Source organism: Paenibacillus phyllosphaerae, from assembly GCF_014192105.1.
GTDB lineage: Bacteria > Bacillota > Bacilli > Paenibacillales > Paenibacillaceae > Paenibacillus_Z > Paenibacillus_Z phyllosphaerae.
Window position 1 is genome coordinate 352,644 of sequence record NZ_JACHXK010000006.1, and the last position, 24,373, is coordinate 377,016.

Genomic DNA, 24,373 nt, shown 5'->3' on the forward strand with positions numbered 1-24,373 from the left:
ACGCAAAGCTTGTCCGCTGACGGCAGTTTGCGCCTTTCATTCCGGGGAAATTAGGTTTGCTTGCGCAGTTTGGCATCCAAGTAGAAGGTGCCGAACGGGATAAACGCGAGCACGAATGCGAGCAATAGACGCGTCCATCTCCACTTGGCTTCGAATGCGGCATGCAGCATGGCTAGCATGTACAGACCGAACAATGCGCCATGAATGCCTCCGGTTACGGTGACGGCGCCCGGCATGTCGGCCCAATACTTAAGCGGCATAGCAATAAAAAGCAGAATAAGAAACGAAAGTCCTTCTACGAATGCAATAACTCGAAATCGGCCAACAGCTGTTTTCAACATCGTGATTATGTGATCCTCCTCAATTGTCGTTCTCGATATTTACGCGCGAAGATGGCGGAGGTTCAACCAAATTCGTTGACATGTATGTCGAATTGGTGTATTTTTTAATGCAACCGATTATGAATAGCACTACCAACGTTGAACAAGGAAATAAGCTTCGCCTTCCTGCGCCCAGAGACGGAATCCATGGCTGAGAGATTCCACGCAGTGAATGAAGCATCCCGCCTTGGAAGTTGCGCAGGGAATAACTGTGTCCGGGGAACCGCCCCGTTATCAAGGACAAAGGATGGCATAACTGAAGGGTTCTTCACCTTTCATGCCATTAAATTTGGGTGGTACCACGAGCGCACTCGTCCCTGCATAGGGATGGGTGCGCTTTTTTTCATACAAAGGGAGTGTTATCCGTGACCAAACAAAGTCAATTATTCGCGCCGACGCTGCGCGAAAATCCAGCCGATGCGGAGGCGATCAGCCACCAGCTGCTGATCCGGGCGGGCTACATTCGTCAATTGTCCGCCGGCGTCTATTCCTTGCTGCCGCTTGGCCGCCGGGCGTTGCGCCGATTAGAGACGATCATCCGCGAGGAAATGGAAGCGGCCGGCGCGCAGGAGGTGCTGCTCCCGGCGCTTCAGCCAGCCGAGCTGTGGCGCCAATCGGGCCGGTATAACGTATACGGACCTGAGCTGATCCGGCTGACGGATCGCAACTCGCGCGAGTTCGCCCTTGGCCCCACGCACGAGGAGGTCATTACCGCTCTGGTCGATCAGGAAATATCCGCCTACCGCAAGCTGCCTGTCATGCTGTATCAGATCCAGACGAAGTTCAGGGATGAACGGCGTCCGCGATTCGGTCTGCTGCGGGTGAAGGAATTCCTGATGAAGGACGCCTATTCCTTCGATACGAGCTGGGAAGGGCTAGCCGTCAATTATGACGCGATGTATAAGGCGTATCACCGAATCTTCGAGCGCTGCGGCTTGCGGTTCAAAGCGGTGGAAGCCGATGCCGGCGCGATCGGCGGCGAAGGCGGCACGCATGAATTCATGGCTTTCGCGGAATCGGGCGAAGATACGATCCTCGCTTGCGATAGCTGCGGATACGGAGCGAATGTGGAGAAAGCGGAAGCTGACGCGCCTGCGGCAAGTGCCGCTGACGATCAAGTTTCGACCCATCATATGGAGAAGTTCCATACGCCTGATACCCGGACGATTCAAGATTTGCATGACAAGCTGGGTCTACGACCGGAGCAGGTGGTCAAAACATTAATTTATATGGCGGACAATCGACCTTACGCGGTCCTTGTGCGCGGCGATCATGAAGCGAACGAGACGAAGCTGAAGCATGTGCTTGATGCGGAGGAGCTGACGCTCGCGGATGCCGAGCAAGTCCGCCTTGCGACTAACGCGCCGGTTGGATTCGCCGGTCCAGTCGGTCTGAACATTCCGATCGTCGCCGATTACGCGGTTGCCGCAATGGGTGAAATGATTGTGGGAGCCAACGAACAAGACTATCATATCAGGCATGTTGCGCCAGGGCGCGATGTGCGATTTACGCAAGTTGCCGATTGCCGCAATGTGATCCATGGCGATGCATGCCCGCGCTGCAGAGCTTCACTGTCGGAACGTAGAGGGATCGAGATCGGTCACGTCTTCAAGCTCGGAACCAAATACAGCGACAGCATGCAGGCGACCTATATCGATGAGCAAGGCGAAGCGCAGCCGTTCATCATGGGCTGCTACGGAATCGGCGTGACCCGCCTGCTGGCAGCCATTGTCGAGCAGAGGTATGACGAGAACGGCATAATTTGGCCGGCTGAAGTGGCGCCGTTCCAGGTGCACGTCATCCCGGTGTCGATGCAGGATGAGACGCAGGTTGCGGTCAGCACCGAATTCGTGCAGCGCTTCCGCGGGGCAGGCTATGATGTGCTGCTCGACGATCGAGACGAGCGATTCGGCGTGAAGTTGAAGGATGCCGATCTGATCGGGCTGCCGATACGAATCGTAGTCGGCAAAACGGCTGGCGATGGGATCGTCGAGCTGAAGCAACGTGATTCATCGGACGTAAGCAAGATGAAGCTTGAAGAGGCGATTTCTTTTGTAGCTGAGAAGCTGCGCTAATTATTTTTCGACAACAGGAGGTTAACGGCATGAATCAATTCGAAGGGCAGACGGTGTTGGTAACCGGAGCGGGAGGCGGTATCGGACGGCATGTCGCGCAGGGGTATGCTGCCCAAGGCGCGAAGGTGGTCCTTACCGATCTGCCGGGATCAAGCGGGAAAGAGATCGCGGAAGCGATTGCGCAATCCGGCGGAAGCGCACATTTTGTACCTGCCGATCTCGGCCGGCCTGAAGAGGTCGTGCGACTGTTCGAGGAGGTGAGGTCTTGGGCAGGTACGCTGGATATTCTGATCAACAATGCCGGCTTTGGCATCTGGAAATCCCCGCTCGAGCTTGAGGTAGAGGAATGGGACAGCGTCGTGAACCTGAATTTGCGCGGCACGTTCTTATGTGCCCGCGAAGCGGCCAAGCTGATGAAAGCCGCAGGGAAGGGCAGAATCGTCAATATGGCATCCACGCGGGCGGAGATGTCGGAACCGAATAGCGAAGCCTATGCGGCGACGAAGGGCGGTATCGTTGCGCTCACCCATGCATTGGCATTATCGCTGGGGCCGCTTGGCGTAACGGTTAATTGCATCAGCCCGGGGTGGATCGAGAACGGCGATTACGGGGCTCTGCGCGATGTCGACCATGAACAGCATCCGTCCGGGCGCGTGGGCAGACCGGATGACATTGTCCGCGCTTGTTTCTACCTTACGGATGCCGGCAATGATTTCGTCAATGGCATTAATCTGACGGTCGACGGCGGCATGACCAAGAAAATGATCTATGTCGAGGATTAAAACAGCCAGGGCTTGGACGTCTGTCCAAGCCCTTATTTTGTCTAACCGTACTTTGTATGCTGTGATAGTAACTCGCGGGCAAGTCTACTTATCGATCGCTTCGGACATCGTTTTGTCCGTCAGATGCGCGTAGATTTGCGTCGTATCCGGCGAGGCGTGGCCAAGCTGCTCCTGCGTCTTGTACAGATCATTGCGCAAGTAATAATCGGTCGCGAACGAATGGCGCAGTTTATGAACGGACAGATAGGGTTTGCCGAATCGTTTGGCGTATTTGATCACCATTTCCTGGATCGCGCGCTTCGTCATCCGGGAACCTTCCTTCTTGCCGTTGGCGATCGCTAGGAAGAGCGCCTTCTCGCGCTTAGGCGCTTTATAATGGGTATCGCGCATGGACAAATATTGCTGAATCTCCCGGGTCGCTTCCTGACGGAAGTACACCGGCGTCTTGAACGTGTCGTCGTTGTTGCCTTTGCGATAGACATAGATGAGCTTCTTCTTCAGATCGATATCATCCACGTTCATATTGATCAGTTCCGACACGCGGATGCCGGAATTCAAGATTAGGCTGATGATGCAGGTGTCCCGGACCCGGTTATGAGTATAAGCATATAACGCCTGTTTGTTGCCCGCTACTTCGGCGGCATAGTCTTCATTAATGAAGCGAATGAATTCGTCGATCTCTTGTTCTTGGAGCAGCTTGCCTTCCAGCTTGGCAGCCGTATCCTTCGGCTTGCTCGTGCGCTTGATCGATACCTTCGCCATGACGTTGCGCTTCAGCAGCGGGTAGAATTGATCATCCTCGGCGATCTGGCTCAAATAGTGGAACAAGGAACGGAGCGAGGACAGTTTGCGCGTAATTGTGGTACGGCTGTTCGAGTGCTCCCGGCTCGTCGCCAGGAACATCTTGAAATTGTCGATGCTGTCCATATGTAATCGTTCAAGCTCCTCCAGCTGAACATCGCGAATGGCAGGGCCTTGCGCCAAGCCTTCGGCCATTAGCCAGGAGAAGAAAATCTCGTAGTCCCGGACATACTCCAGCAGCGAGGAAGGAGAGAGATCCGGCAGCTTGTATCCGATAAATTTCTCCACGTACCAAGGCATGGACGGAGTTCTGCGATCGAGTTCCTGCCTGTCCTTGATTTTAATAATATTCATCGCTGTCCACCTCAATGTTAATGCCATTAATTGCTGTTATGTATCGTTATTGTACCACTGCCGCAGCCGCCAGGAAAATAGACCCTTCCTTGTATTTACAATCTTTCGCCCGAAGCGTACAATTTAACTCCACGAAGAGGAACGCATGAGAAAACGAATGAGGAGGTGCTAGGAAAATGTTGAACCCGATCAACGGTTCGCAGCTGGCAGCGCTTGTCCCTCGACTTGCGCAAGCGGTTTCAATTGAACCGATTACGAAAGGATATTCGAATGACCGCAAATATCGCGTCACAGAGCATGACGGTGCCGCTTATGTGCTGCGCGTGTTCGATATTACGGAATATGAGCGGCGCTCGGAGGAGCTGGACTGGGTAGCGAAGGTTGTTGATCTTGGCGTCCGTTGTTCGAAGCCGGTTGCAAGCGGCGCAAGCGAGGCGCTAGGGCTTGCCTATATGATGCTGACCTACGTAGAAGGCGAAGATGCGGAGCACGCGCTGCCGCTGCTGAACGAACGGCAGCAGTATGAGGTCGGCGTCGAGGCAGGACGCGAGCTGGCGCGCATGCATACGATCGCAGCCCCTGGACATATCGCGACTTGGGAAGAGCGCATTGTTCGCAAATATGAGAATTATAGGCGGGCCTACGAGACATGTGGCGCCGAATTAAAGGGGTATTCCGCGGTCGATGACTTTATTTGGAAAGGAATTCCGTTCATCCGGAACCGCCCGAACGTATTCCAACACGATGATTTCCATCCCTCGAATTTGCTCGTCCGGGAGGGCCGCTACAGCGGGGTGATCGATTTTAACCGGTATGATTTCGGGGATCCGCTCCATGATCTGGTTAAGCTCGGAATGTTCGGCCGGTTCATTAGCGTGCCTTACTCGATCGGTCAGATCGACGGATTCTGCATGGACAAGGAGCCGGATGCCTTGTTCTGGCAGCTGTATGCGACTTACGTTGGAATGGTGGCGGTGAGTTCGGTCGTATGGATTCTGAAAGTGAAGCCTGATGAGCTGGAGAGCATGCTGTGGCGGCTTGATCAAGTGATTGCGGATCATGCGGGTTTCACGAGTGCTATTCCGAGATGGTATGTGGAAGGACGCGGCTTATTTCCGTTGGCGCAATCCAATTAGAGAGGAGAAGAGAAGGCAGGTCATATCTGAATCAATGACCTGCCGGGAGCTAAATTTAAGGGTTATTGCTATGCTGCTTGGTCGGCAATTTGGACGATGGCGTGCCTTTGCCTTGATGCTCCTGGTTTTTGAGTTGCTTCTCTTGCGTATCCTTCACTTTAGCGACGAATTCGCTAGTCGATTCGCTCATGCTGTGTTCATCCTCTCTTAGGTTGCGAGTGTGAATGTGCGCGGACACATCAGCGGTAGGTTATCCCATTGAGGGCAAATTTATGGGCGCTGTGGATGACAATTGCTCCCTTCATAATTAATTGAAAATTCAGAATAAAAATTTTTGACGACTGCGTGATAGTTTGTTCATAAAAATGGGTAAACAGCATATACATAAAGAATGGCCAAGACGCACGAAAGCGAGCTTGAGCTTGAAAGGTAGGAGTGGCAATGATGGTACGCAATATTTGGAACCCGACACACAACGAAATCCGGACATGGGCATATACCGGGACAAGCCTCCCGCATCCGCATTGGGCGATTACCCTGATCGATTTCAACAATTTGCCGGTCTTAATCGAACTGGCGGGGGACGAGCAGTGCTTTAATCAGTCCTTCTTCGAGAAATGCCTCTATACGTTCACCGGACTGATCATGGAGAAGCATAATTTGCATGAGTTGGCTCGCCTTGAAACTACGCTCGAAGAATTGAGTACATACAAGCAGCCTAAAGCCATCAAGGAATGGGTGGAGTTCTCCCAAGTGATTCTTGGCAAAGAAGATATGAGCGATCCGGTCTGGGAAATGGATTGGACCGCCCGTCAAGTACGTGAATCGCTTATGGAGAGTGAAGCGTAAGTTATGCTCGCGGTACTCGAATAAGACCGGCAGCTTGGACAAGCTGGCCGGTTTTGTTGCGTTATCAGGGAATAATTAGCTGTACGTATCGAAAAATAACATGAAAATACCACTAATCGACCACGTAACATGCGAGATTCGGCTATGGTAAGCTGTTCATACGTGATAGCAGACCTAATGACGAACTAAGGAGTGTACATGATGGCTAAAGCCTACCAATACCCGTTTCAAGATTCTGCGCTGCCGCTCGAAGCCCGTGTCGAGGACTTGGTTTCCCGTCTGACGCTGGAGGAGAAGGTGCAGCTAATGCCGCAATACATGGCTGCCATCGAGCGCCTGCAGATCGGACCTTATAAGCATGGCACGGAAGCCGCTCATGGAATCGCATGGCTGGGCGAAGCGACTTCATACCCGCAGCCGATCGGCCTGGCATGTACGTGGGATACGGATTTGCTTAAGCGGATCGGCTCTGCGATCGGCGACGAAGCGCGCGTATTCTATAAGCGCAATCCGGCGATTAACGGTTTGACCTTGTGGGCGCCGACGGTAGACATGGAGCGCGACCCTCGCTGGGGACGGACGGAAGAGGCATACGGCGAAGACCCTCAGCTGACCGGCGATCTATCCGCGGCGATCGTGCAAGGGATCCAAGGCGATCATCCGTTCTATTTCAAAGCGGTCGCGACGCTGAAGCACTTCTTGGGCAACAACAATGAAGTTGATCGCGGCAGCTGTTCGGCATCGATCGATCCGCGGAATATGAAGGAATATTATTTGAAAGCCTTCGAACCCGCCTTCGTTAAGGGCGGCGCGCAGTCCATGATGACGGCCTACAACTCGATTAACGGAACGCCGGCGCTGCTGCATGAGGACGTCAACCGCGTCGTTAAGGAAGAGTGGGGCATGAACGGTTTCGTCGTCAGCGATGCCGGCGATATGATGGGTATCGTGAATGATCACAAATACTACGCGACTTATGCGGAAGCTGTAGCCGATACGATCAAGAGCGGCGTCGATTCGGTTACCGATGAGTTCGAGGCGGTCTGCAAGGCGATTCGCGAAGCGCTCGAGCAAGGCTTGCTGGCAGAAGCGGATCTCGACCGCGCGCTCAAGAACACGTTCCGCGTGCGTATTCGTCTGGGCGAATTCAACCCGGAGGAGAACCCGTACGAGGCGATCGGCGAGTCGGAGCTGATGCATGAAGAGCATAAGGCCCTATCCCGCGAAGCAGCGGCCAAGTCTGTCGTGTTGCTGAAGAACAACGGGATGCTTCCGCTTCAAGCCAACGCCTTGAACAAGGTTGCAGTCATCGGACCGCACGGGAACATGGTGTACCGCGACTGGTATTCCGGCACTTTCCCTTACAAAGTAACAGCGCTTGCCGCCATTCAAGAGAAGCTGCAGGGTAAGACGGTTGCCTTCAGCGACGGCAGCAACCATGTCTCCTTCACGACTGCAGGCGGCAAGCCGATTGTCGTAAGCGATGGGGAAGAACGCGCGGTTGTAGCCGGAGAAGGCACGCCTGAGGTGTTCCATCTGACGGACTGGGGCTGGAACGCGCATACGTTGATCTCGCAGACGACGGGCAAATACGTCACGACTGCGAGCGATAAGGAAGTAACGGCCAATGCGGACGATATTTGGGGCTGGTTCGTCAAAGAAATCATTAACATCGCGCCTCAAGCCGGCGACGAAGTGAAACTGACGGCATGGAACAAGCACAGCATCCAGCTCGAGTCGGAGAAGCTGGCGGTGTCCGAGCAGTCCGGTGCGGAAGAAGCCTCGCCGCTTAAAGTGCAAGTGGTCAAAGACGGCCTGGCCGAAGCGATCGAAGCGGCCAAAGCGAGTGAAGTCGCGGTCGTCGTAGTCGGCAACCATCCGCTCATCAACGGCAAAGAGGAGATCGACCGTCCGGACCTTACGCTTGCCGCGTCGCAAGAGCGGTTAATCCGCGAGGTTTATGCAGCGAACCCGAACACCGTCGTTGTGGTCGTGGGCAGCTATCCGTTCGCGATCAACTGGGTGCAGGAGCATATTCCGGCGATCGTCTACGTGTCACATGCCGGTCAAGAGTTGGGCAACGCGATTGCCGATGTGCTGTTCGGCGATGCGGCGCCTGCGGGCCGCTTGAACATGACGTGGTACAAATCGGTCGACCAGCTGGACGACTTCATGAACTATGACATCATTAAAGGTAAGCGCACGTACCAATACTTCGACGGTGAAGCGCTGTATCCGTTCGGTCATGGCCTCACGTATGCGGATTTCCGTTACGATAACCTGAAGCTTAGCGCATCGAAAGCAAGCGGCGATGAGCAGATCGAAGTGTCCGTCGATGTAACGAATACGAGTGCTTTTGCCGGCGAAGAAGTGGTACAGCTGTATGTACGGGCAGAAGCTTCGCGCGTTAAACGTCCGATCAAGACGTTGAAGGGCTTCGAGCGTATTCGTCTGGAAGCAGGCGCGACGCGTACCTTAACGTTCAGCTTGCCGATCAAGGAACTTGCTTTCTGGGATGTGACCCGAGATCGTTACTGCGTCGAGTCCGGCGAGTATGCGATTATGGTAGGGCGTTCTTCCGATGATATTCAGCACACGGCGACTTTGAGCGTCGACGGCGAGACGGTACCGCCAAGAGAACTTGCGCAATGGACGCGTGCGGAGAACTTTGACGACTATGCGGGCATCCTGCTCGATGAATCCAAGGAAGGCGGAGCGTGTGTCCGCAGCAGCCAAGACGAAGCTTGGATCTTGTTTAACGACGTAAACTTTGCCGAGGCTAATCGCGTGGCAGAACTGCGTGTCGCATCCGAACAAGGCGGAAGGGTCGAGCTCCGTATTGGCGGTATTCAAGGATTAGCAACGGAAGCGCTGAACGTCCCGGCGGCTGGCGCGCAAGAATGGCAAACGGTGCAAATCAATTTGCCGGCGGCATCCGGTATCGATACGCTTGCTGTTGTCCTACAGGGCGACGTGCGGATCAGCAGCCTTCGTCTTCAAGCTTAAACGTTCGCAATAGAGATAAGCCGACTGGTGATCCGGTCGGCTTATCGTCGTGCAATCCAAGAATAGACGGTAAACAGCGTTCAAGTTGCCTCTGTTTATGGTATAATGGCAAACAGACAAATGGACATGGTTGGTGATGGACAATGGAGAAGATCGTTAGCGAAGCATGCGAAGAAACATGCCAAGGCTCGGAGGCGGATTTGAACACGATACGGGAGCAGCTGGTCTCCGAGCAGGAAGCAGCTTCATTGGCCGATTTATTCAAAGCGTTAGGGGATCCTACACGGGTCAAAATCATCCATGCGCTTCAGCAATGCGAGCTGTGCGTGCATGACTTGACCGAGGTGCTCGATATGGGACAGTCCGCCGTATCCCATCAGCTCCGGCTGTTGCGCAATCTGAGGATCGTCAAGCGGCGGAAGGTCGGGAAGACCGTCTATTATTCGCTGGATGACGAGCATGTCGAGCAGGTATTCCTGCTTACGCTGCAGCATCTTACCCATCGCTGATGAAAGGGTTGGAGATGCCGAAGCTCGGTAATGAACGGCGTGCGCCCCTCATCGTGCTAAGTGCCGCGGTTATTCTGCTGCTGGGGATTGCAGTACTGCTCTTTCGAATGGATGGTGACCGTCCTGGAGGTTACAGCCAATACACGTACGATTCTTTTACCTCCGAGCAGGGCGTAATCCTGCATCTCATGAAGACGTCGCCTGCCAATATCGAGCTCCGCTCGGTTCAGGCGAATGTCGCGGAGACCCCGTATTTTGGCATCAATGGCGGGTTCTTCTACGAAGGCGCGCTCTTGAGCATCGCCGTAATGAATGATCAACCCGTCCATTCGGCTTCCGGTTATGGATCGGGCGATGCGAACGTGAAATATGCGAGGGGAACATTGGTGTGGGATGCGGCGGCTGGGCTGTTCCAGGTGCAAGTCGTCAGCCAGATGTCTGAGCTTGCCGTTCAGGACCGCAAGCAGTACTGGGCCCAGGGAGGGATCAGCATGTCGCTGGGCGATGACGAAGGATGGCGCGAGCAGATCGAGGTTGAGGGGATGCCATTCCCGGACGATAAGCGTCTAAGGACGGCCGCTGTCTTCGATGAGCAAGGCGGGCTGTATCTAATCGTAAGCGAGAACCAGGCGACCGCAGCTGAGTTCAGGCAAGCGATCCGGCAGCTTAGCGGAGCCCGCCATTTCGTGGATGGCGTTTTTCTCGACGGAGATGGTTCATCCCAAATGAAATGTACGGAAGTTCTGCTGCCGGGGGACCGACGTGAAGTCGTCCAGATGATCCGGTTGTTACAGTAGAAGCAACAGTCAACGGAGAGGAAGATCATGAACATGAATGCACAAGCGATTCAAGCTGTAACCGAACAAGAGATCGAAGACGTGTACAAAATTAGAAAGCTGGTCTTCGTGGGGGAACAGGGCGTCTCCGAAGAAGAGGAATATGATGAGCATGAGGACAAGTCCGACCATGTCCTTATCTATTACGAAGGACAGCCGGTAGGCGCAGCTCGCACGCGTGTCGTGGAAGATATGGCCAAGATGGAGCGGGTATGCATTCTTGCCTCCCATCGCAAGCACGGACTTGGCCGCGTAATCATGAACAAGTTGGAAGAAATCGCGAAGGAGAAGGGGCTGAAGAAAGCAAAGCTCCACGCGCAAACGCATGCCGAGCCTTTCTACGAGAAGCTGGGTTACAAGCGCGTCTCGGACGTGTTCTATGAGGCGGACATCCCTCATGTGGCGATGGTCAAACCGCTCTAGGCATTCTAGGGCATATATTAAGTTTATAAAGAGGCTTTCGTCCACGAGACGAAGGCCTTTTTGCTTTGATGGCAGAAGGTCATCGGTTAACATCCGAACATTCCGTTAGAAAATCGAAATCCATCCTTGAATTAATGTCATATAATATAACATATATATTGATTAAACGGATCGATTGCTCTAATATGTAAGAAATAATCACATTGAGCTGGGTTGTACATCCAAATTCATGAACAAGGGTTCGCAATATATCCTTCATTCTTATACGCATAGCGGTGGTAAGGGGGGCATGGCATGGATATCTACAACATTCTGCATGCTGTACGAACAGATCGCCAGCCGTCTGTACTGGCAACGATCATCGAGGTTGAAGGGCATTCTTATCGGAAGTCCGGAGCGAGCATGCTCTTCCGTCTGGCCGATGAACCGATCGGCAGCATTAGTCCAGGGTGTCTGGAGGCGGACCTGAAGGAACGAATCGCCGAGGTCTGGACTACGGGGACGCCGCAGCGCGTCTTCTATAACATGAATGCCGATGAGGATGCCATCTGGGGCGAAGCGGTAGGGTGCGGCGGTCGCATTACGGTACTACTCGAGGCTGTGCAAGGAGAGCTCAGGGAGAAGCTGACGTGTCTTCATGATAAGCTCGCGGTCGGCGAGAGCGTCATGCTGGAGCGCAATTTCGACGAAGATCACGTAGGTTATTCCATTCAATCGGCTAGCCGGATAACGGCTGTCCAACAATATGGCTGCACGGTGTTCCGTCCTCAGCGAAGAGTGTTGCTCTTCGGCGCAGGCGAGGACTCCAGACCGATCTATGAACGGCTAAGGCGGGTCGGTTTTCAAGTCCTGGTAACCGATTGGAGAGCCGGATTGCTTACGGAATCACGGTTCCCGGGAGCTGCCTTGATGGCGGGATCTCCGGAAGAGATCGTTCTGCAAGCGGGCATCGGAAAAGCGGATTACGCCGTGATCACGAGCCATCAGCTCATGTATGACCGCGCTATGTTGGCTGCCTTGCTGCCGATTGAACCGGAATATATCGGGATCATCGGTTCTCGGAGAAGGATCGAAATGTTGTTCGATGGCCTAGGTAGAGGTACCCCGAATGCTGCGAATATTCATGCCCCGATCGGCTTGTCGATCGGCGCAGAAGGGCCGGAAGAAATCGCGATCAGCATTGCGGCAGAGTTGATTGCTGTACGGGCAGGAAGAGGCAAGACATTACTGTACGGAGGTGGCAGCCATGAAGATAGCGGGTCTGTATCTGGCAGCAGGCGGGAGCAAGAGAATGGGCGAGCCCAAACTGTCGCTCGAGTTGTCGCCCGGCGTTACGCTCGGTAGCCGCGGACTGCGCGAGATGTGGGGTTGCGGGCTTAGCCAGTTGGTGGTAGTCGTCCGTCCGGAAGATCCGCTGCTGTGGCTCTGCGACAAAGAGGATGCGCGAGCCATGCTGCCAAAGCTTAGCATTGCGCCCTGCCGCGATGCTCACCTTGGCATGGCGCACTCGCTGCGGGCGGGTCTGCAGGCGCTCGAAGCCGACCCGCCGGATGCCGTGCTCATCGCCCTGGCCGATCAGCCATTCGTGTCTTCCCTTCAGCTTCGCCGGCTGATCAAAATTTTCAACGGTTCGCCGCAATTGGATTACGTGGCGTCCGGCAAGGGACAAACGCCGATGCCTCCAGCCATTCTCAGCCGCTCGATATTCCCTGTCCTGAACGGATTGGAGGGCGATGAAGGGGCCAGAGGCATTTTTCGAAATCCGGATTATCGCGGCGCGATCGCGCGCTTTGCGGCGGAATGGTCATTCGTGGATGTCGATACGCAGGAAGACCTGCAGCATGCCAGAATGCTGTGGCAAGCGATCCAGAATAGCGCCAGGAACGGCACTTATGCATGATGGCCTATTGTCTCACCTCTTAGATAGGCATCGTGCACAATGAGCATTTGGGAATTTAGAACGCCTCCCAATTTTCGTGTTAGATATATTGACGTAATCATGACATGAACGCTATAGTTTAGCTACACCACATGATCAAGCGCACGAACAAAGAGGAATTGGGGAGGAATCATATGGAACATCGTAAACCACTGTGGATGGCTGGGCTGGCATTACTCATCATGGTTGTCTTCGCGCTTGCGGGCTGTTCGAGCAACGGCAACGGCAATTCGGGGACGGAAACCGCGAACGCGACTGCGAATGCGACGGATGGAGCTACGACAGTCTCGAATGCGACCGCATCCGAGAAGAAAACGCCGCGTGTCGCCTTTGTCTACATCGGACCGCCGGGCGATGGCGGCTGGACTTTCCAGCACGATGAAGGACGCAAATACATGGAAGAACAAACGGGGATCAAGGCCGATACCGTGGAGAACGTTCCGGAGAGCGCCGACGCGGAGCGCGTAATCACGGAGTTGGCCCAGAACCACGATATTATCTTTACGACCAGCTTCGGCTACATGGACTATACGCTTAACGTGGCGAAGAAATTCCCTGACGTCGTGTTCGTACACTGCGCGGGCTACAAGACGAACGACAATATGGGCACGTACTTCGGCAAGAACTACGAAGCGAGTTACTTGAGCGGCATCGCGGCTGGCAAGATGACCAAGAACAATCAGATCGGTTACGTCGGAGCGTTCCCGATCCCGGAAGTCATCTACAACATCAATGCCTTCACCCTCGGTATTCAGAGCGTGAATCCGGATGCGAAAGTATCGGTCGTATGGTCGAATACTTGGTTCGATCCGACGACTGAGCGCCAAGCGGCAGTAAGTTTGCTTGATCAAGGCGCGGACGTCCTCATGGCTTACCAGGATTCGCCGGCAACGATTCAGGCGGCTGCAGAACGCGGAGCAATGGCTGGCGGCAATGACTCGGATATGTCTCGCTATGCGCCTGAGGCTTATTTGACGAATCCGACATGGAACTGGGGTCCTTATTACACGAAAGTCGTAAAGGCGGTTCAGGACGGTACATGGACGAATGAACCATACATGGGCGATCTGAAGGATGGCATGGTCGGCCTTGCGTCGCTGGGCCAGAACGTTCCTGACGATGTGAAGCAGCTTGTGGAGGATGCGAAGGCCAAAATCCTAAGCGGCGAGCTGAACGTGTTCAACGGATCGATCATCGATCAGACCGGCGCCGAGAAGCTCACAGCCGGTGAAACGATGGAGCTTGCGGACATCCTCGCGATGAACTGGTTCGTGAAAGGCGTCGAAGGCACAATCCCGCAGTAATAGTCGGAAAATTGCGAACACATTCATATCCAACCATTAACAAATCCCTTACTATAAGGGATTTGTTGCTTATCATCCGCTTCTTGCTTGTGAGAGAAGCGCAATAAACCTTACGGCGGGGTTAAGGAGGAAACGGAATGAGCGAGATACCATCGGTCGATATGCGGTCGATCGTCAAAACCTTCGGTCCGGTCGTCGCCAATGACCAGGTCGATTTTACCGCCAGGACCGGAGAGATCCATGCGCTGCTCGGCGAGAACGGCGCGGGCAAAAGCACGATGATGTGCATGTTATCCGGCGTCTATCGCCCGACGAGCGGAGATATTTTCATCCACGGCAATAAGGTCAAGATCAAATCGCCCAAGGATGCGATGAAGCAGGGGATCGGCATGGTATTCCAGAACTTCCGGCTCGTTCAGACATTAACGGCCGCGGAGAATATCGTGCTCGGCGAACGTTCTTCCTTCTGGCGCGGACCGGGTTGGATGAAGAACAAGCAAGAGGAGATCGAAGCGATTGCCGACCGGTTCGGGTTGCCGTTCCCTGTAGATCGCCCCATCTGGCAGCTGTCCGTCGGCGAGCAGCAGCGGGTCGAAATCGTTAAGACGCTTTACCGCGGGGCGGATATTATCATTCTGGATGAGCCGACCTCGGTACTTACGCCAGGTGAAGTGGAGCAGCTGTTCTACACGTTGCTTCATATGAAAGCCGAGGGGAAATCCGTCATTATGACGACGCATAAATTGAAGGAAGTGATGGCGGTATCGGACCGGATCTCCGTTATGCGCAAAGGCAGGATGCTGCATACGCTCGATAAGCAGGAGACCGATGAACGGGAACTGGCCAGGTTGATGGTCGGAAAAGAAGTTGCGGCAATCCGTCCGGAAGCGAGCGGCCGCAAGCCGGCAAGCGGCATCATGCTGGATGTGAAAGGGCTGGACGTATTCGCGGATCACGGCCGGAAGGCGCTCGATCAGCTAGAGCTGCGAGTGCAGGCGGGCGAGATCGTGGGCGTGGCCGGCGTCGCTGGGAACGGACAACGGGAGTTGGCGGAAGTATTGACGGGCTTGCGCAGCTGGAAGAACGGTGCGATCACATTCGCCGGCGGCGAGCTGAAGAACGGCTCTGTTCGCGGCGCGATCGAGGCGGGCATCGCCCATGTGCCCGAGAATCGGATGAAGAGCGGACTGGCGGGCAGCCTTGGCGCGGTCGATAACCTGCTGTTCAAATCCTACCGCAGCGATGAACGGTCAACGTTTGGCTTCCTGCGCAGCAAGTCCAATAAAGTCTGGTCGCAATCGTTGGTGGAGCAGTTCGACGTGAAGACGCCGGATTTGGATACGCCGGTAAGATCGCTCTCCGGCGGCAATCAACAGAAGCTGCTGTTCGCCAGGGAAATCAATCAGGAGCCGAAGCTCATGGTTGCCGTCCATCCGACGCAAGGGCTTGATGTCGGCGCGACCGAAGGCGTTCATAAGCTCCTGCACGAGTTGAGGGACAAGGGCAGCAGCGTATTGTTGATCTCGGAGGATCTAGACGAAATCTTGCAGCTGGCCGACCGGATTCTGGTCATCTACGGAGGCCGAATCGTCGGCGAGGTGAGCCAGACCCAAGCGGACCGCGAACAGATCGGCATGTGGATGGCGGGCATGCAAGGCGAGGAGGAGGCAGCAGGATGAGTGATCAACCTATACCGACAACAGCCGTTCCCACGAATCCGGAGGGTAAGCCGGCAGCGAAACTGCGGCTGAGGCTCGAGATTGAACGCAACCCTTCCGGCCAAGGCAATCCGTGGTGGATGACGATCGTTTCGATTATCCTCGCCCTCGTATTCTGCGGCATCTTCATTGCGTTGAATGGCATGAACCCGATCACCGTCTATGCCAAAATGCTCCGCGGCGCATTCGGAACGTCCTTCGGGTTTACGGAAACGCTCGTTAAAGCGATTCCGCTCTTGCTCTGCGGACTTGGCGTCTCGATCGCTTATCGGATCTCGGTCTGGAACATCGGCGCGGAAGGCCAATTCGTGATCGGCGCGATGGCGGCGACGGCGGTAACGGTCTATTGGCCGAACTTACCGGCATATGCAGCTATCCCGACGATGATTGTGCTCAGTATCGTTGCCGGGGGCATCTGGGGTCTGCTGACTGCGATTCCGAAGACGCATTTTCAAGTAAACGAACTGATCACTTCCCTAATGCTGAACTATGTGGCTCTGTTGGCGCTCGATTATGTCGTATTCGGACCGTGGAAGGATCCGCAAGGATTTAATTTCCCCGGTACGCCGATGTTTACGGAGACGCAGTCGCTGCCGGTGCTTGGCGATACCAGGCTTCACTTCGGTCTCGTGTTTGCGGTCATCGCGATCATCGTCTATGCGGTCATGATACGTTATACGCGCTGGGGCTATGAGCTGCGGTTGATCGGCGCGAACGCAGAAGCGGCGCGGAACGCGGGGATCGGGATCAAGAAACATATTCTGGTCGTCATGCTCATTAGCGGCGGCTTGGCTGGTCTGGCCGGCATGAGCGAGGTTTCCGGCGTGACGCATCGATTAATGTACGGCATCTCGCCAGGTTACGGCTATACCGCGATCATCGTCGCATGGCTTGCGAGATTGAATCCGATCGGTCTCGTCATTTCTTCCGTGCTCTTCGCGGGCCTTATTGTCGGCGGTTACAGCGTCCAGACGATCGGCCTGCCGTCCTCCATCTCGGAGATGATCCAAGGATCCATTCTATTCTTCCTGATCGCGGGAGCGACGATCGGCAAAATTCGAATCAAGAGAAGCGCCTGAGAGGAGCGGTGACGCATGGATTTGTTCACGCAGTTATTGGTTGCGGCCGTATCTTCCGGCACGCCGCTGTTGTTCGCCACGCTAGGCGGGATTCTGATCGAGCGCTCTGGCATTATTCAGCTCGGTGCCGAAGGGCTTATGCTCATGGGGGCAGTGACCGCTTGTTTGACCTACTTAAATACGGAAAGTCTTCCGATTACGCTGCTGGCGGTGTTCGCCGTATGTGCGCTGCTTGGCGTGCTTCACGCTTTCCTCACCGTCACGCTACATGCCAATCAGATCGTCTCCGGTTTAGCCATGACGATGTTCGGATCCGGGTTCAGCGCCTACCTGGGCAAATCGGTGAGCGGCACGCCGCTGCCGATGTCCGTGCCGAAGCTTCATCTGCCCTGGATCGAGAACGTTCCGGTGATCGGCGACCTGTTCGGCAGGCTCGATATGCTGACCTGGTTCAGCTTCCTGCTCGTAATCGTCATGCATCTGTTCATCCACCGCACCTCATGGGGACTTCATATGCGGGCTATCGGCGATAACCCGTCGACAGCAGATGTAATGGGGATTCACGTGCAGGCGTTCCGTTACGGCTACGTCATCGTCGGCTCCATGCTGATTGGCTTGGCGGGGGCGGATCTGCTGCTGGTCTATTCGCCGACCTGGATTGAGGGCATGACCGCAGGACGCGGCTGGATTGCTGTCGCGCTGATTATTTTCGCCAGATGGAATCCGCTTCGAGCGCTGTTCTGTGCGTACTTCTTCGGCGCTCTGGATACGCTCGGCTTCCGGATTCAATTGATAACGAGCCACATACCGCCGTATTTTCTCAAAATGATTCCGTATATCTTAACGATCCTCGTGCTGATGGTCCTCGGCTACCGCAATCGCAACAAGCCGTCCGGATCTCCTGAAGCATTAGGCGTTCCTTATATTCGCGAACAACGATTCTAATCCACGGGAGGGGATCTTAGCATGACTGTTTTGCAACATGATGACGGGGTTTCCTCCGTATGGCGGCCGCTCGACGCGGCCGAGGCATGGCAGCTCAAGCGAGCTTATGGCGACGATGCCGTCTATACGGCTGGCAGCACGCTGCTGCGAACGCAGTGGGAAGCGGGAACGGCCCGGATTCCCCGTCATATGGTCGATCTAAGCCGAATCGCGTCCTTCCAAGGCATTCGCCGACAGCAGCATGAAGTGATCGTGGGATCCATGGCAACGTTGGCGGAACTTCGCAGGAATCCGGATATTCACGCGATGTTCCCGTTGTTGACGGAAGCGGCACGCAATATAGCGGCGCCTTCGATCCGCAATCTAGCGACGATCGGCGGGAATATCGGATCGCTTATCGGCGACACGATTCCGGCGCTCGTCATCTATGAAGCTGAACTGATCTGGTTCGATGGGCAGCAGCCGGCCGCGCAACCGATCTTGGATTGGCTGGAATCGCTGGATTCGCCATCGTCGTCTGAACGGTTGTTGATGCAGATCCGGTTGCCGTTTCCTATAAGCGACTCGCCTGACGGCAGCACCGAGGCATCCGAATATCGTCCCATTGCGTTCTATCAGAAAGTCGGCCGGCGAGAAGTATTCACCCCTTCGGTCGTTACCGTCGCTATGCAAGCCTTGCTGGACGAAACTGGCCGGTTCACCGAGGTGCGCCTGGCGGCAGCTGGCGGTCAGACGCGCGCCGCTAGACTTGAGCGCGCCGAATCGGTGCTATTGGACCGCGAGCTGACGCCGGATCTGCTGGCCGAACTCTACCCCGTAATTCTCGACGAATATTCGCCGAAGGGCGATCCATTCGCCTCCGCTGATTACCGGAAGTCAACCGCAGCCAATATCATCGCCGCCGAGCTGTGGACAGCATGGAACCAGCGAACATGGAAGGAGTGAGAAGTATGGGATTAAACCGGAGTGCGAGCGGAGAACGTTGGCGCGTAAGACCCGATGGGCCGGCTAAAGTGACGGGGGCTCTTGCCTATCTGACCGACATGAAGGCGTCTGGGATGCTGCACGGACGCGTATTGCGGAGTCCTCATCCTTTTGCCAGAATTATAGATATCGATACAACGAAGGCCGCCGCGTTGCCCGGCGTGCATGCCGTACTGACCTATAAGGACGTGCCGGGACTGAATGCATACGGTATCGCGGTTCAAGATCAGCCCGTCTTGTGCGAGGATTACGTCCGTTATGTCGGCGACGCCGTGGCTACCGTAGCAGCGGATACGCCGGAATTGGCGGAGCGGGCATTGTCTCTCATCGAAGTTGAGTATGAGGTGCTTCCGATCGTCGATGATCCTGAAACGGCATTAGAGGAAGGAGCCCCGCAGCTCCATCCGCACGGGAACGTCTTGCATCGCGCAGGCTATAAGGCAGGTGAGGCTGACTCGGCCTTTGCAACTTGCGCGCATATAATAGAAGAAACTTATACGACGCCAAGACAAATGCACACTTATATGGAGACGGAAGGCGGGCTGTTTGTACCCGAAAAAGACGGGCGGCTTACTGTATACGCGCCGACGCAGCACGGCTTGATGGACCGGCTCCAGCTTTCTCGAATCTTGGCGAAGCCGCAGCAGGAGATCCGCGTCGTATCCAGTCCGATCGGCGGTTCCTTCGGCGGCAAGGATGAGCTGAATATTCAGCCTTATGGCGCGCTGCTCGCGTTGTATACGAAGCGCCCGGTACGGATCCACAATTCCAGATGGGAGTCCGTCCGCGCCGGGTTGAAGCGGCATCCGATGCGAATCGCGATGAAAACCGGCGTCTCGGAAGAAGGGCGACTGCTAGCGCATCAAGTACGAATCGTCGCAGACACTGGGCCCTATGCGACATTAGGCGCTGAGGTCCTGAATTTTGCGGTGGAGCATGTCATTGGTCCATATCGCTACGCGAATCTCGATGTGGACAGCGTTTCCGTTCATACGAACAACGGCATGTCGGGCGAATTTCGCGGCTTCGGCGGCAATCAGGCGATCTTTGCGCTGGAAGGGCAAATGGACCGGCTTGCCGAGCGGCTCGGGATGGACCCTTGGCAATTCCGGAGACTTAATATGAGGCAGCAGCACGATCCTGGGCCGTTCGGCCATCCAATCGCGCAGACGAATGGAGCGGAACAGGTGTGGGCTGCGCTGGAAGAATCCTCATTATGTGCCGAACGCGATACGAGCGGCGATACGGCGACCACTCCGCCTTGGATCAAAACGGGGACGGGAGCAGCTTTCGTCATGCATGGCGCAGGGCTCGGGTTTGGCATTCCCGACCCGGCTGGCGGCCGTCTTCAACTAGCGGCTGACGGCAAGATCGAGGTGCTGTTCGGTTATGAGGAGTTCGGCCAAGGGCTCATCGCTACGCTTGAGCTGATGATGATCGAGGAATTCGGCCTGTCAGCGGACGACTTCCGCATCATGATCGGGGATACGGACATTGTGCCGGACAGCGGCTCAAGCACGGCATCGCGGGCGACCAGCATGATGTGGAAATCGCTTCAGCGTATGCGCGATCCGTTCCGCCAACATATTCTTGCCACGGCCGCGAAAAGGCTCGAGTGTGAAGCGAAGCAGCTGATCATGGGAAGCGGGGGCATCCGCAGCAAGCAGCAGCCGGATAAGCTGTTACTATCGTATCTAGAACTGGCCGCTTTCTCCGACGAACCCGTCGTGGTAGAGACCAACTTTATATTTCCTGCTCCGGATACGAAGAGAGTCGGCGCGCATCTGCTGTACACCTACGCCGCAGTCGCGGTTCAGGTAGAGGTGAACACGTTGACCGGCCGTGTCCGCGTCATTGACCAATTCCATGCGGTTGCCGCAGGTCCGGTCATGAACCCGCAAGGCTACCTGGGCCAAATTGAGGGCGGCAGCAGCATGGCGCTCGGATACACCCTCACGGAAAAAGCGGTTATGGAACAGGGCCAATATATGACGAAAAACTTGGATACCTATCTGATCCCGACGATCGCGGAATCGACTGGACGGTTCGAGGTCGTGCCGATTGAAGATTTGCCTGAAGGTGATGAGCATGGTCCAAGAGGCGTCGGCGAGATCGGTTCGGTAGGGTTGGCGCCCGCCATCGCGGAGGCCGTCTATCAGGCAGTGGGCAAACGGATTACGAAGCTGCCGATCGATCCGAAAGAGCTGCAAGAGATACCGAGTTTTATGGGGAAGGCGGTGAGGAACGGATGAGTGAACGTACGCCAGCAGAAGGGATTCGGGCAGTGGGGCTATCGTGCACGGTGAATGGGGTTCCTGCCGAACTTGATGTCGCGCCGAACAAGCGGCTTCTTCATATACTGCGGGACGATCTGGATCTTACGGGGACCAAACGTTCCTGCGAGATTGGCCGCTGCGGCGCATGCATGGTGCTCGTGGACGGCAAACCGGTCAACTCCTGCTTGACGATGGCCTATCAGTGCGATGGCCGTTCCGTCACGACGATCGAAGGCATAGCGGACGCGGATCGGCTTGATCCGATACAGCAGGCTTTCCTCGAGGAAGGCGGATACCAATGCGGATATTGTACGCCGGGGATGGTCATTTCGGTCAAAGGGCTGCTCAGCGTCACGCTTGATCCCACCGACGAAGAGATCGAGGAGGCTTTGTCCGGCAATCTGTGCCGCTGTACCGGCTATGGCGGCATTCTCCGCTCGGTGAAGAACGTGATCGCCAAATACAAAGAAGGCTATTAGAAATATTTAATCACATTAATAGGTTCTAAGAATCGCCTCCTGGGCGGTTGGCATGTGCTAGAATCGGTCTCGTGCTGGTGACTAGCTATCCAGCTGCTGCACGACTACACATTCAGGAGGCTATTCATGAACATGCTTAAACGAACGATCGCCATGCTGATGCTTGGTATGATGATCACAACGGCAGTAACGGTCGACCGCCAAGCCCAAGCGGCTTCTCCGGCAACATTGAAGCTCGGTATGGTCAGCCAAGACGTACCGGATCTTCAATACAGGCTGCAATTATTAGGCTACTATCCCGTAACCATCGGGACTAAATTTACGATATCCACGCAGGTGGCGGTTCGCCACTTTCAGCGCGATTACGGCCTGCCGGTTGATGGTCTCGTAGGTGCCTCTACCTGGGCTACATTGAAGAAGTATACCGTGAGCAAGCCGGAGTTGGCGAAGATCGCGCGCACGGTCTACGGCGAAGCCAGAGGCGAGAGCTATCTGGGTCAAGTGGCGGTAGGAGCGGTCATCATGAACCGGCTGGCGTCCCCGTTGTTCCCGAATACGGTTACGGACGTGATCATGGAACCTTACGCGTTCACCGCCGTGGCTGACGGCCAATATTGGCTGATTCCTGATCAGACGGCATTCCAGGCCGCGCGTCAAGCGGTCCGGGGCTATGATCCGACGAAGAACGCTTTGTTCTATTACAATCCGAAGACGGCGACTTCGACGTTCATGAACGACCGAGCGGTAACTACGGTTATTGGCGCTCATGTGTTTACGAAATAATGATGAGAAGATCCGCTAATCCGACGATTAGCGGATTTTTTTGTTATCGCTCCCATTTGCTGCAACATCTGGCTAATGGCTTTCGTTTAGAGGATATCGATGAACGAATGGCGATTGCTGCCATTCATTCCTTTTTCAAACGATGCCAGGGGAGAGGATGCGTATGAGGAAGTGGTTCATTGGATTACTTGCAGCTGTCATGCTAGTTTCAGGAGGTTCAGCTGCAGCCGCGCATAACGGCAATGGCAATGGTAATGGCGGCGGCAAAGGGAATGGCAACGGGCATGGCAAGCAATACTCCAAGTATTGTCAACAAGTGCTCGCTTCGCTCAACGAAGCGCTAGCTAAGGCGAACAACGAGAAGTCGAAGGAAGCGATCCGGAAGTATATCGCGTCCGTCACCGCGCAATGCGATGGTAAGTCGGATCAAGGGCTGACCGATGACAAGCGCGTGCAGAAGGACAAGGAGCAATTGCAAGTCCGCTATCGCAGCGGCGATTCGGTGAATAAAGTAACCGGACCTGTCGTCTTGGTCGTGAAAGGACAGTATGGCTCTACGATCAGCTGGAAGTCTTCTGCATCAAGCGTTATATCCGATAATGGGCTTACGGTCATGCGCCAGAGCAAGGATACGAAAGTGACTCTAACAGCGACGATCAAATATAACAAAGCCGTTCAGACCAAGTCTTTCGTCTTGACGGTCAAAGCTGCCGATCAGACCGATGCGCAGCGGGTAGCCAAAGATAAAGCGGCGCTGAAAATCGAATTCAATGGCTCTGACAACATCAACTCGGTCACGCAGCCGCTCAAGTTGCTGCCGACTAAAGGGCAATACGGCTCCACGATCAAATGGTACTCCGGTGACCCGAATACGCTGTCTGCCGATGGCAAAACGGTGAAACGCCCTTCGGCGGGCGAGGGCGATGCCATCATCCCGCTTACGGCCGTGCTCCAGAGTGGCAACGCAGTCGAAGTGGTTACGTTCAAGGTGACCGTTAAGGCACAGCTGCAAGACGCGAACCGCGTATCGGCCGACAAAGCGGCGCTCGAGATCGATTTTGCCGGAACGGACAATGCATCACGAGTGACGCGTCCGCTTGACAACCTGCCGGTTAAGGGCGTCAATGGCTCCGCGATCGTCTGGACCTCGAGCATGCCGAGCGTATTGTCTAACGACGGGAAGACGCTACATCGGCCGGCTAAAGGGGAACCCGATGTCACGGTGTTATTGACGGCCATCATTACGTCCGGATCGGCTTCCGATGTTAAAATTTTCGTTTTGACCATAAAAGCGGATCTGTCTAACGCGGAGAAAGTCGCGGCTGACAAAGCAGAGCTCCAAATCACATTCGCTTCCGACAATTCGGCCAATTCGGTCACCAAGCCGATTACGCTGCCGTCCAAAGGCGCTTACGGAAGCACCATCACCTGGTATTCGAATTCGCCTGGCATTATATCGGATAACGGCAAAACCGTGAACCGGCCCGCCGACGGCGAAGGGGATGCGAAGGTAACGATGATGGCATTCGTCACCTATGACGGCGTGTCAGACCTGAAGACGTTTACGCTGACGGTTAAAGAAAAGTAGAAGGGCAATAACAAGGGACCGCGGTACATTCGCCGTGGTCTTTTTGTTTAGTCCGGTCGTTGCTTCGAATAAAGCATGAGTAAAGTTGCGTCAGAGAAGGGAGTTGCATTCTTTTTCGAATATTGTT

Annotated in this window: 22 protein-coding genes; 19 read left to right on the forward strand and 3 right to left on the reverse strand. The window is 55.0% G+C overall.

What is annotated here, in order from left to right; genetic code table 11:
- Positions 1 to 50 precede the first annotated feature (50 nt).
- Positions 51 to 341, reverse strand: coding sequence for a DUF3817 domain-containing protein (locus tag FHS18_RS16195; protein ID WP_183601100.1), 291 nt, complete (start codon positions 339 to 341; stop codon positions 51 to 53).
- 404 nt (positions 342 to 745) lie between these two features.
- Here FHS18_RS16195 and FHS18_RS16200 point away from each other — a divergent pair, with 404 nt between their 5' ends.
- On the forward strand, positions 746 to 2,455 hold the full coding sequence (locus FHS18_RS16200; RefSeq protein WP_183601101.1) for a proline--tRNA ligase: 1,710 nt from the start codon (positions 746 to 748) through the stop codon (positions 2,453 to 2,455).
- Between the two features lie 29 nt (positions 2,456 to 2,484).
- Positions 2,485 to 3,237: an SDR family NAD(P)-dependent oxidoreductase gene (locus FHS18_RS16205; RefSeq protein WP_183601102.1), complete on the forward strand. Its 753-nt coding sequence runs from the start codon at positions 2,485 to 2,487 to the stop codon at positions 3,235 to 3,237.
- 84 nt (positions 3,238 to 3,321) lie between these two features.
- Here FHS18_RS16205 and xerS read toward each other — a convergent pair whose 3' ends face one another.
- Positions 3,322 to 4,392 (reverse strand): tyrosine recombinase XerS, encoded by a 1,071-nt coding sequence (gene xerS / locus FHS18_RS16210; protein ID WP_183601103.1) that lies wholly within the window; start codon positions 4,390 to 4,392, stop codon positions 3,322 to 3,324.
- A 176-nt stretch (positions 4,393 to 4,568) separates the two neighbouring features.
- Between xerS and FHS18_RS16215 the strand changes: the two genes are divergently transcribed.
- Complete coding sequence (locus FHS18_RS16215; RefSeq protein WP_183601104.1) at positions 4,569 to 5,528, forward strand: phosphotransferase family protein; 960 nt, start codon at positions 4,569 to 4,571, stop codon at positions 5,526 to 5,528.
- Positions 5,529 to 5,583: 55 nt separating this feature from the next.
- On the opposite strand, the gene FHS18_RS16220 is transcribed toward FHS18_RS16215, so the two are convergent.
- Positions 5,584 to 5,718 carry a DUF4023 domain-containing protein gene (locus FHS18_RS16220; protein ID WP_183601105.1) on the reverse strand — a complete coding sequence of 45 codons (135 nt, stop codon included), beginning with the start codon at positions 5,716 to 5,718 and terminating at the stop codon, positions 5,584 to 5,586.
- A gap of 251 nt (positions 5,719 to 5,969) precedes the next feature.
- On the opposite strand from FHS18_RS16220, the gene FHS18_RS16225 reads away from it, so the two are divergent.
- The 16 genes from FHS18_RS16225 (at position 5,970) to FHS18_RS16300 (ending at position 24,246) form a co-directional block, all read left to right on the forward strand.
- Positions 5,970 to 6,377: a hypothetical protein gene (locus FHS18_RS16225; protein WP_183601106.1), complete on the forward strand. Its 408-nt coding sequence runs from the start codon at positions 5,970 to 5,972 to the stop codon at positions 6,375 to 6,377.
- A gap of 201 nt (positions 6,378 to 6,578) precedes the next feature.
- A complete protein-coding gene (locus tag FHS18_RS16230) occupies positions 6,579 to 9,383 on the forward strand; it encodes a glycoside hydrolase family 3 protein (protein WP_183601179.1) in 2,805 nt (934 codons plus the stop codon).
- Between the two features lie 143 nt (positions 9,384 to 9,526).
- Positions 9,527 to 9,892 carry an ArsR/SmtB family transcription factor gene (locus tag FHS18_RS16235; RefSeq protein ID WP_183601107.1) on the forward strand — a complete coding sequence of 122 codons (366 nt, stop codon included), beginning with the start codon at positions 9,527 to 9,529 and terminating at the stop codon, positions 9,890 to 9,892.
- Positions 9,893 to 9,906: 14 nt separating this feature from the next.
- Positions 9,907 to 10,689, forward strand: coding sequence for a phosphodiester glycosidase family protein (locus FHS18_RS16240; protein ID WP_246427684.1), 783 nt, complete (start codon positions 9,907 to 9,909; stop codon positions 10,687 to 10,689).
- A gap of 33 nt (positions 10,690 to 10,722) precedes the next feature.
- Positions 10,723 to 11,151, forward strand: coding sequence for a GNAT family N-acetyltransferase (locus FHS18_RS16245; protein ID WP_183601180.1), 429 nt, complete (start codon positions 10,723 to 10,725; stop codon positions 11,149 to 11,151).
- Between the two features lie 294 nt (positions 11,152 to 11,445).
- A complete protein-coding gene (locus tag FHS18_RS16250; protein ID WP_183601109.1) occupies positions 11,446 to 12,495 on the forward strand; it encodes an XdhC family protein in 1,050 nt (349 codons plus the stop codon).
- Positions 12,443 to 13,051, forward strand: coding sequence for a nucleotidyltransferase family protein (locus FHS18_RS16255; protein ID WP_183601110.1), 609 nt, complete (start codon positions 12,443 to 12,445; stop codon positions 13,049 to 13,051). Before FHS18_RS16250 ends, FHS18_RS16255 begins: the two co-directional genes overlap by 53 nt.
- A gap of 173 nt (positions 13,052 to 13,224) precedes the next feature.
- Complete coding sequence (locus FHS18_RS16260) at positions 13,225 to 14,394, forward strand: BMP family ABC transporter substrate-binding protein (protein ID WP_183601111.1); 1,170 nt, start codon at positions 13,225 to 13,227, stop codon at positions 14,392 to 14,394.
- 137 nt (positions 14,395 to 14,531) lie between these two features.
- Positions 14,532 to 16,073 (forward strand): ABC transporter ATP-binding protein, encoded by a 1,542-nt coding sequence (locus tag FHS18_RS16265; protein WP_183601112.1) that lies wholly within the window; start codon positions 14,532 to 14,534, stop codon positions 16,071 to 16,073.
- Positions 16,070 to 17,191: an ABC transporter permease gene (locus tag FHS18_RS16270; RefSeq protein ID WP_183601113.1), complete on the forward strand. Its 1,122-nt coding sequence runs from the start codon at positions 16,070 to 16,072 to the stop codon at positions 17,189 to 17,191. Before FHS18_RS16265 ends, FHS18_RS16270 begins: the two co-directional genes overlap by 4 nt.
- 15 nt (positions 17,192 to 17,206) lie before the next feature.
- Positions 17,207 to 18,136: an ABC transporter permease gene (locus tag FHS18_RS16275; RefSeq protein WP_183601114.1), complete on the forward strand. Its 930-nt coding sequence runs from the start codon at positions 17,207 to 17,209 to the stop codon at positions 18,134 to 18,136.
- A 21-nt stretch (positions 18,137 to 18,157) separates the two neighbouring features.
- Positions 18,158 to 19,081, forward strand: coding sequence for an FAD binding domain-containing protein (locus FHS18_RS16280; protein WP_183601115.1), 924 nt, complete (start codon positions 18,158 to 18,160; stop codon positions 19,079 to 19,081).
- A gap of 5 nt (positions 19,082 to 19,086) precedes the next feature.
- Positions 19,087 to 21,372: a xanthine dehydrogenase subunit D gene (pucD, locus tag FHS18_RS16285; protein WP_183601116.1), complete on the forward strand. Its 2,286-nt coding sequence runs from the start codon at positions 19,087 to 19,089 to the stop codon at positions 21,370 to 21,372.
- The gene (locus tag FHS18_RS16290; RefSeq protein ID WP_183601117.1) at positions 21,369 to 21,875 is read left to right on the forward strand and encodes a (2Fe-2S)-binding protein; all 507 of its coding nucleotides are present in this window, start codon (positions 21,369 to 21,371) and stop codon (positions 21,873 to 21,875) included. The genes pucD and FHS18_RS16290 overlap by 4 nt, the downstream gene beginning before the upstream one ends.
- Before the next feature lie 126 nt (positions 21,876 to 22,001).
- Positions 22,002 to 22,658 (forward strand): cell wall hydrolase, encoded by a 657-nt coding sequence (locus FHS18_RS16295; protein WP_183601118.1) that lies wholly within the window; start codon positions 22,002 to 22,004, stop codon positions 22,656 to 22,658.
- A gap of 163 nt (positions 22,659 to 22,821) precedes the next feature.
- Positions 22,822 to 24,246, forward strand: a complete 1,425-nt coding sequence (locus tag FHS18_RS16300; protein WP_183601119.1) for an immunoglobulin-like domain-containing protein — start codon at positions 22,822 to 22,824, stop codon at positions 24,244 to 24,246.
- Positions 24,247 to 24,373 lie beyond the last annotated feature (127 nt).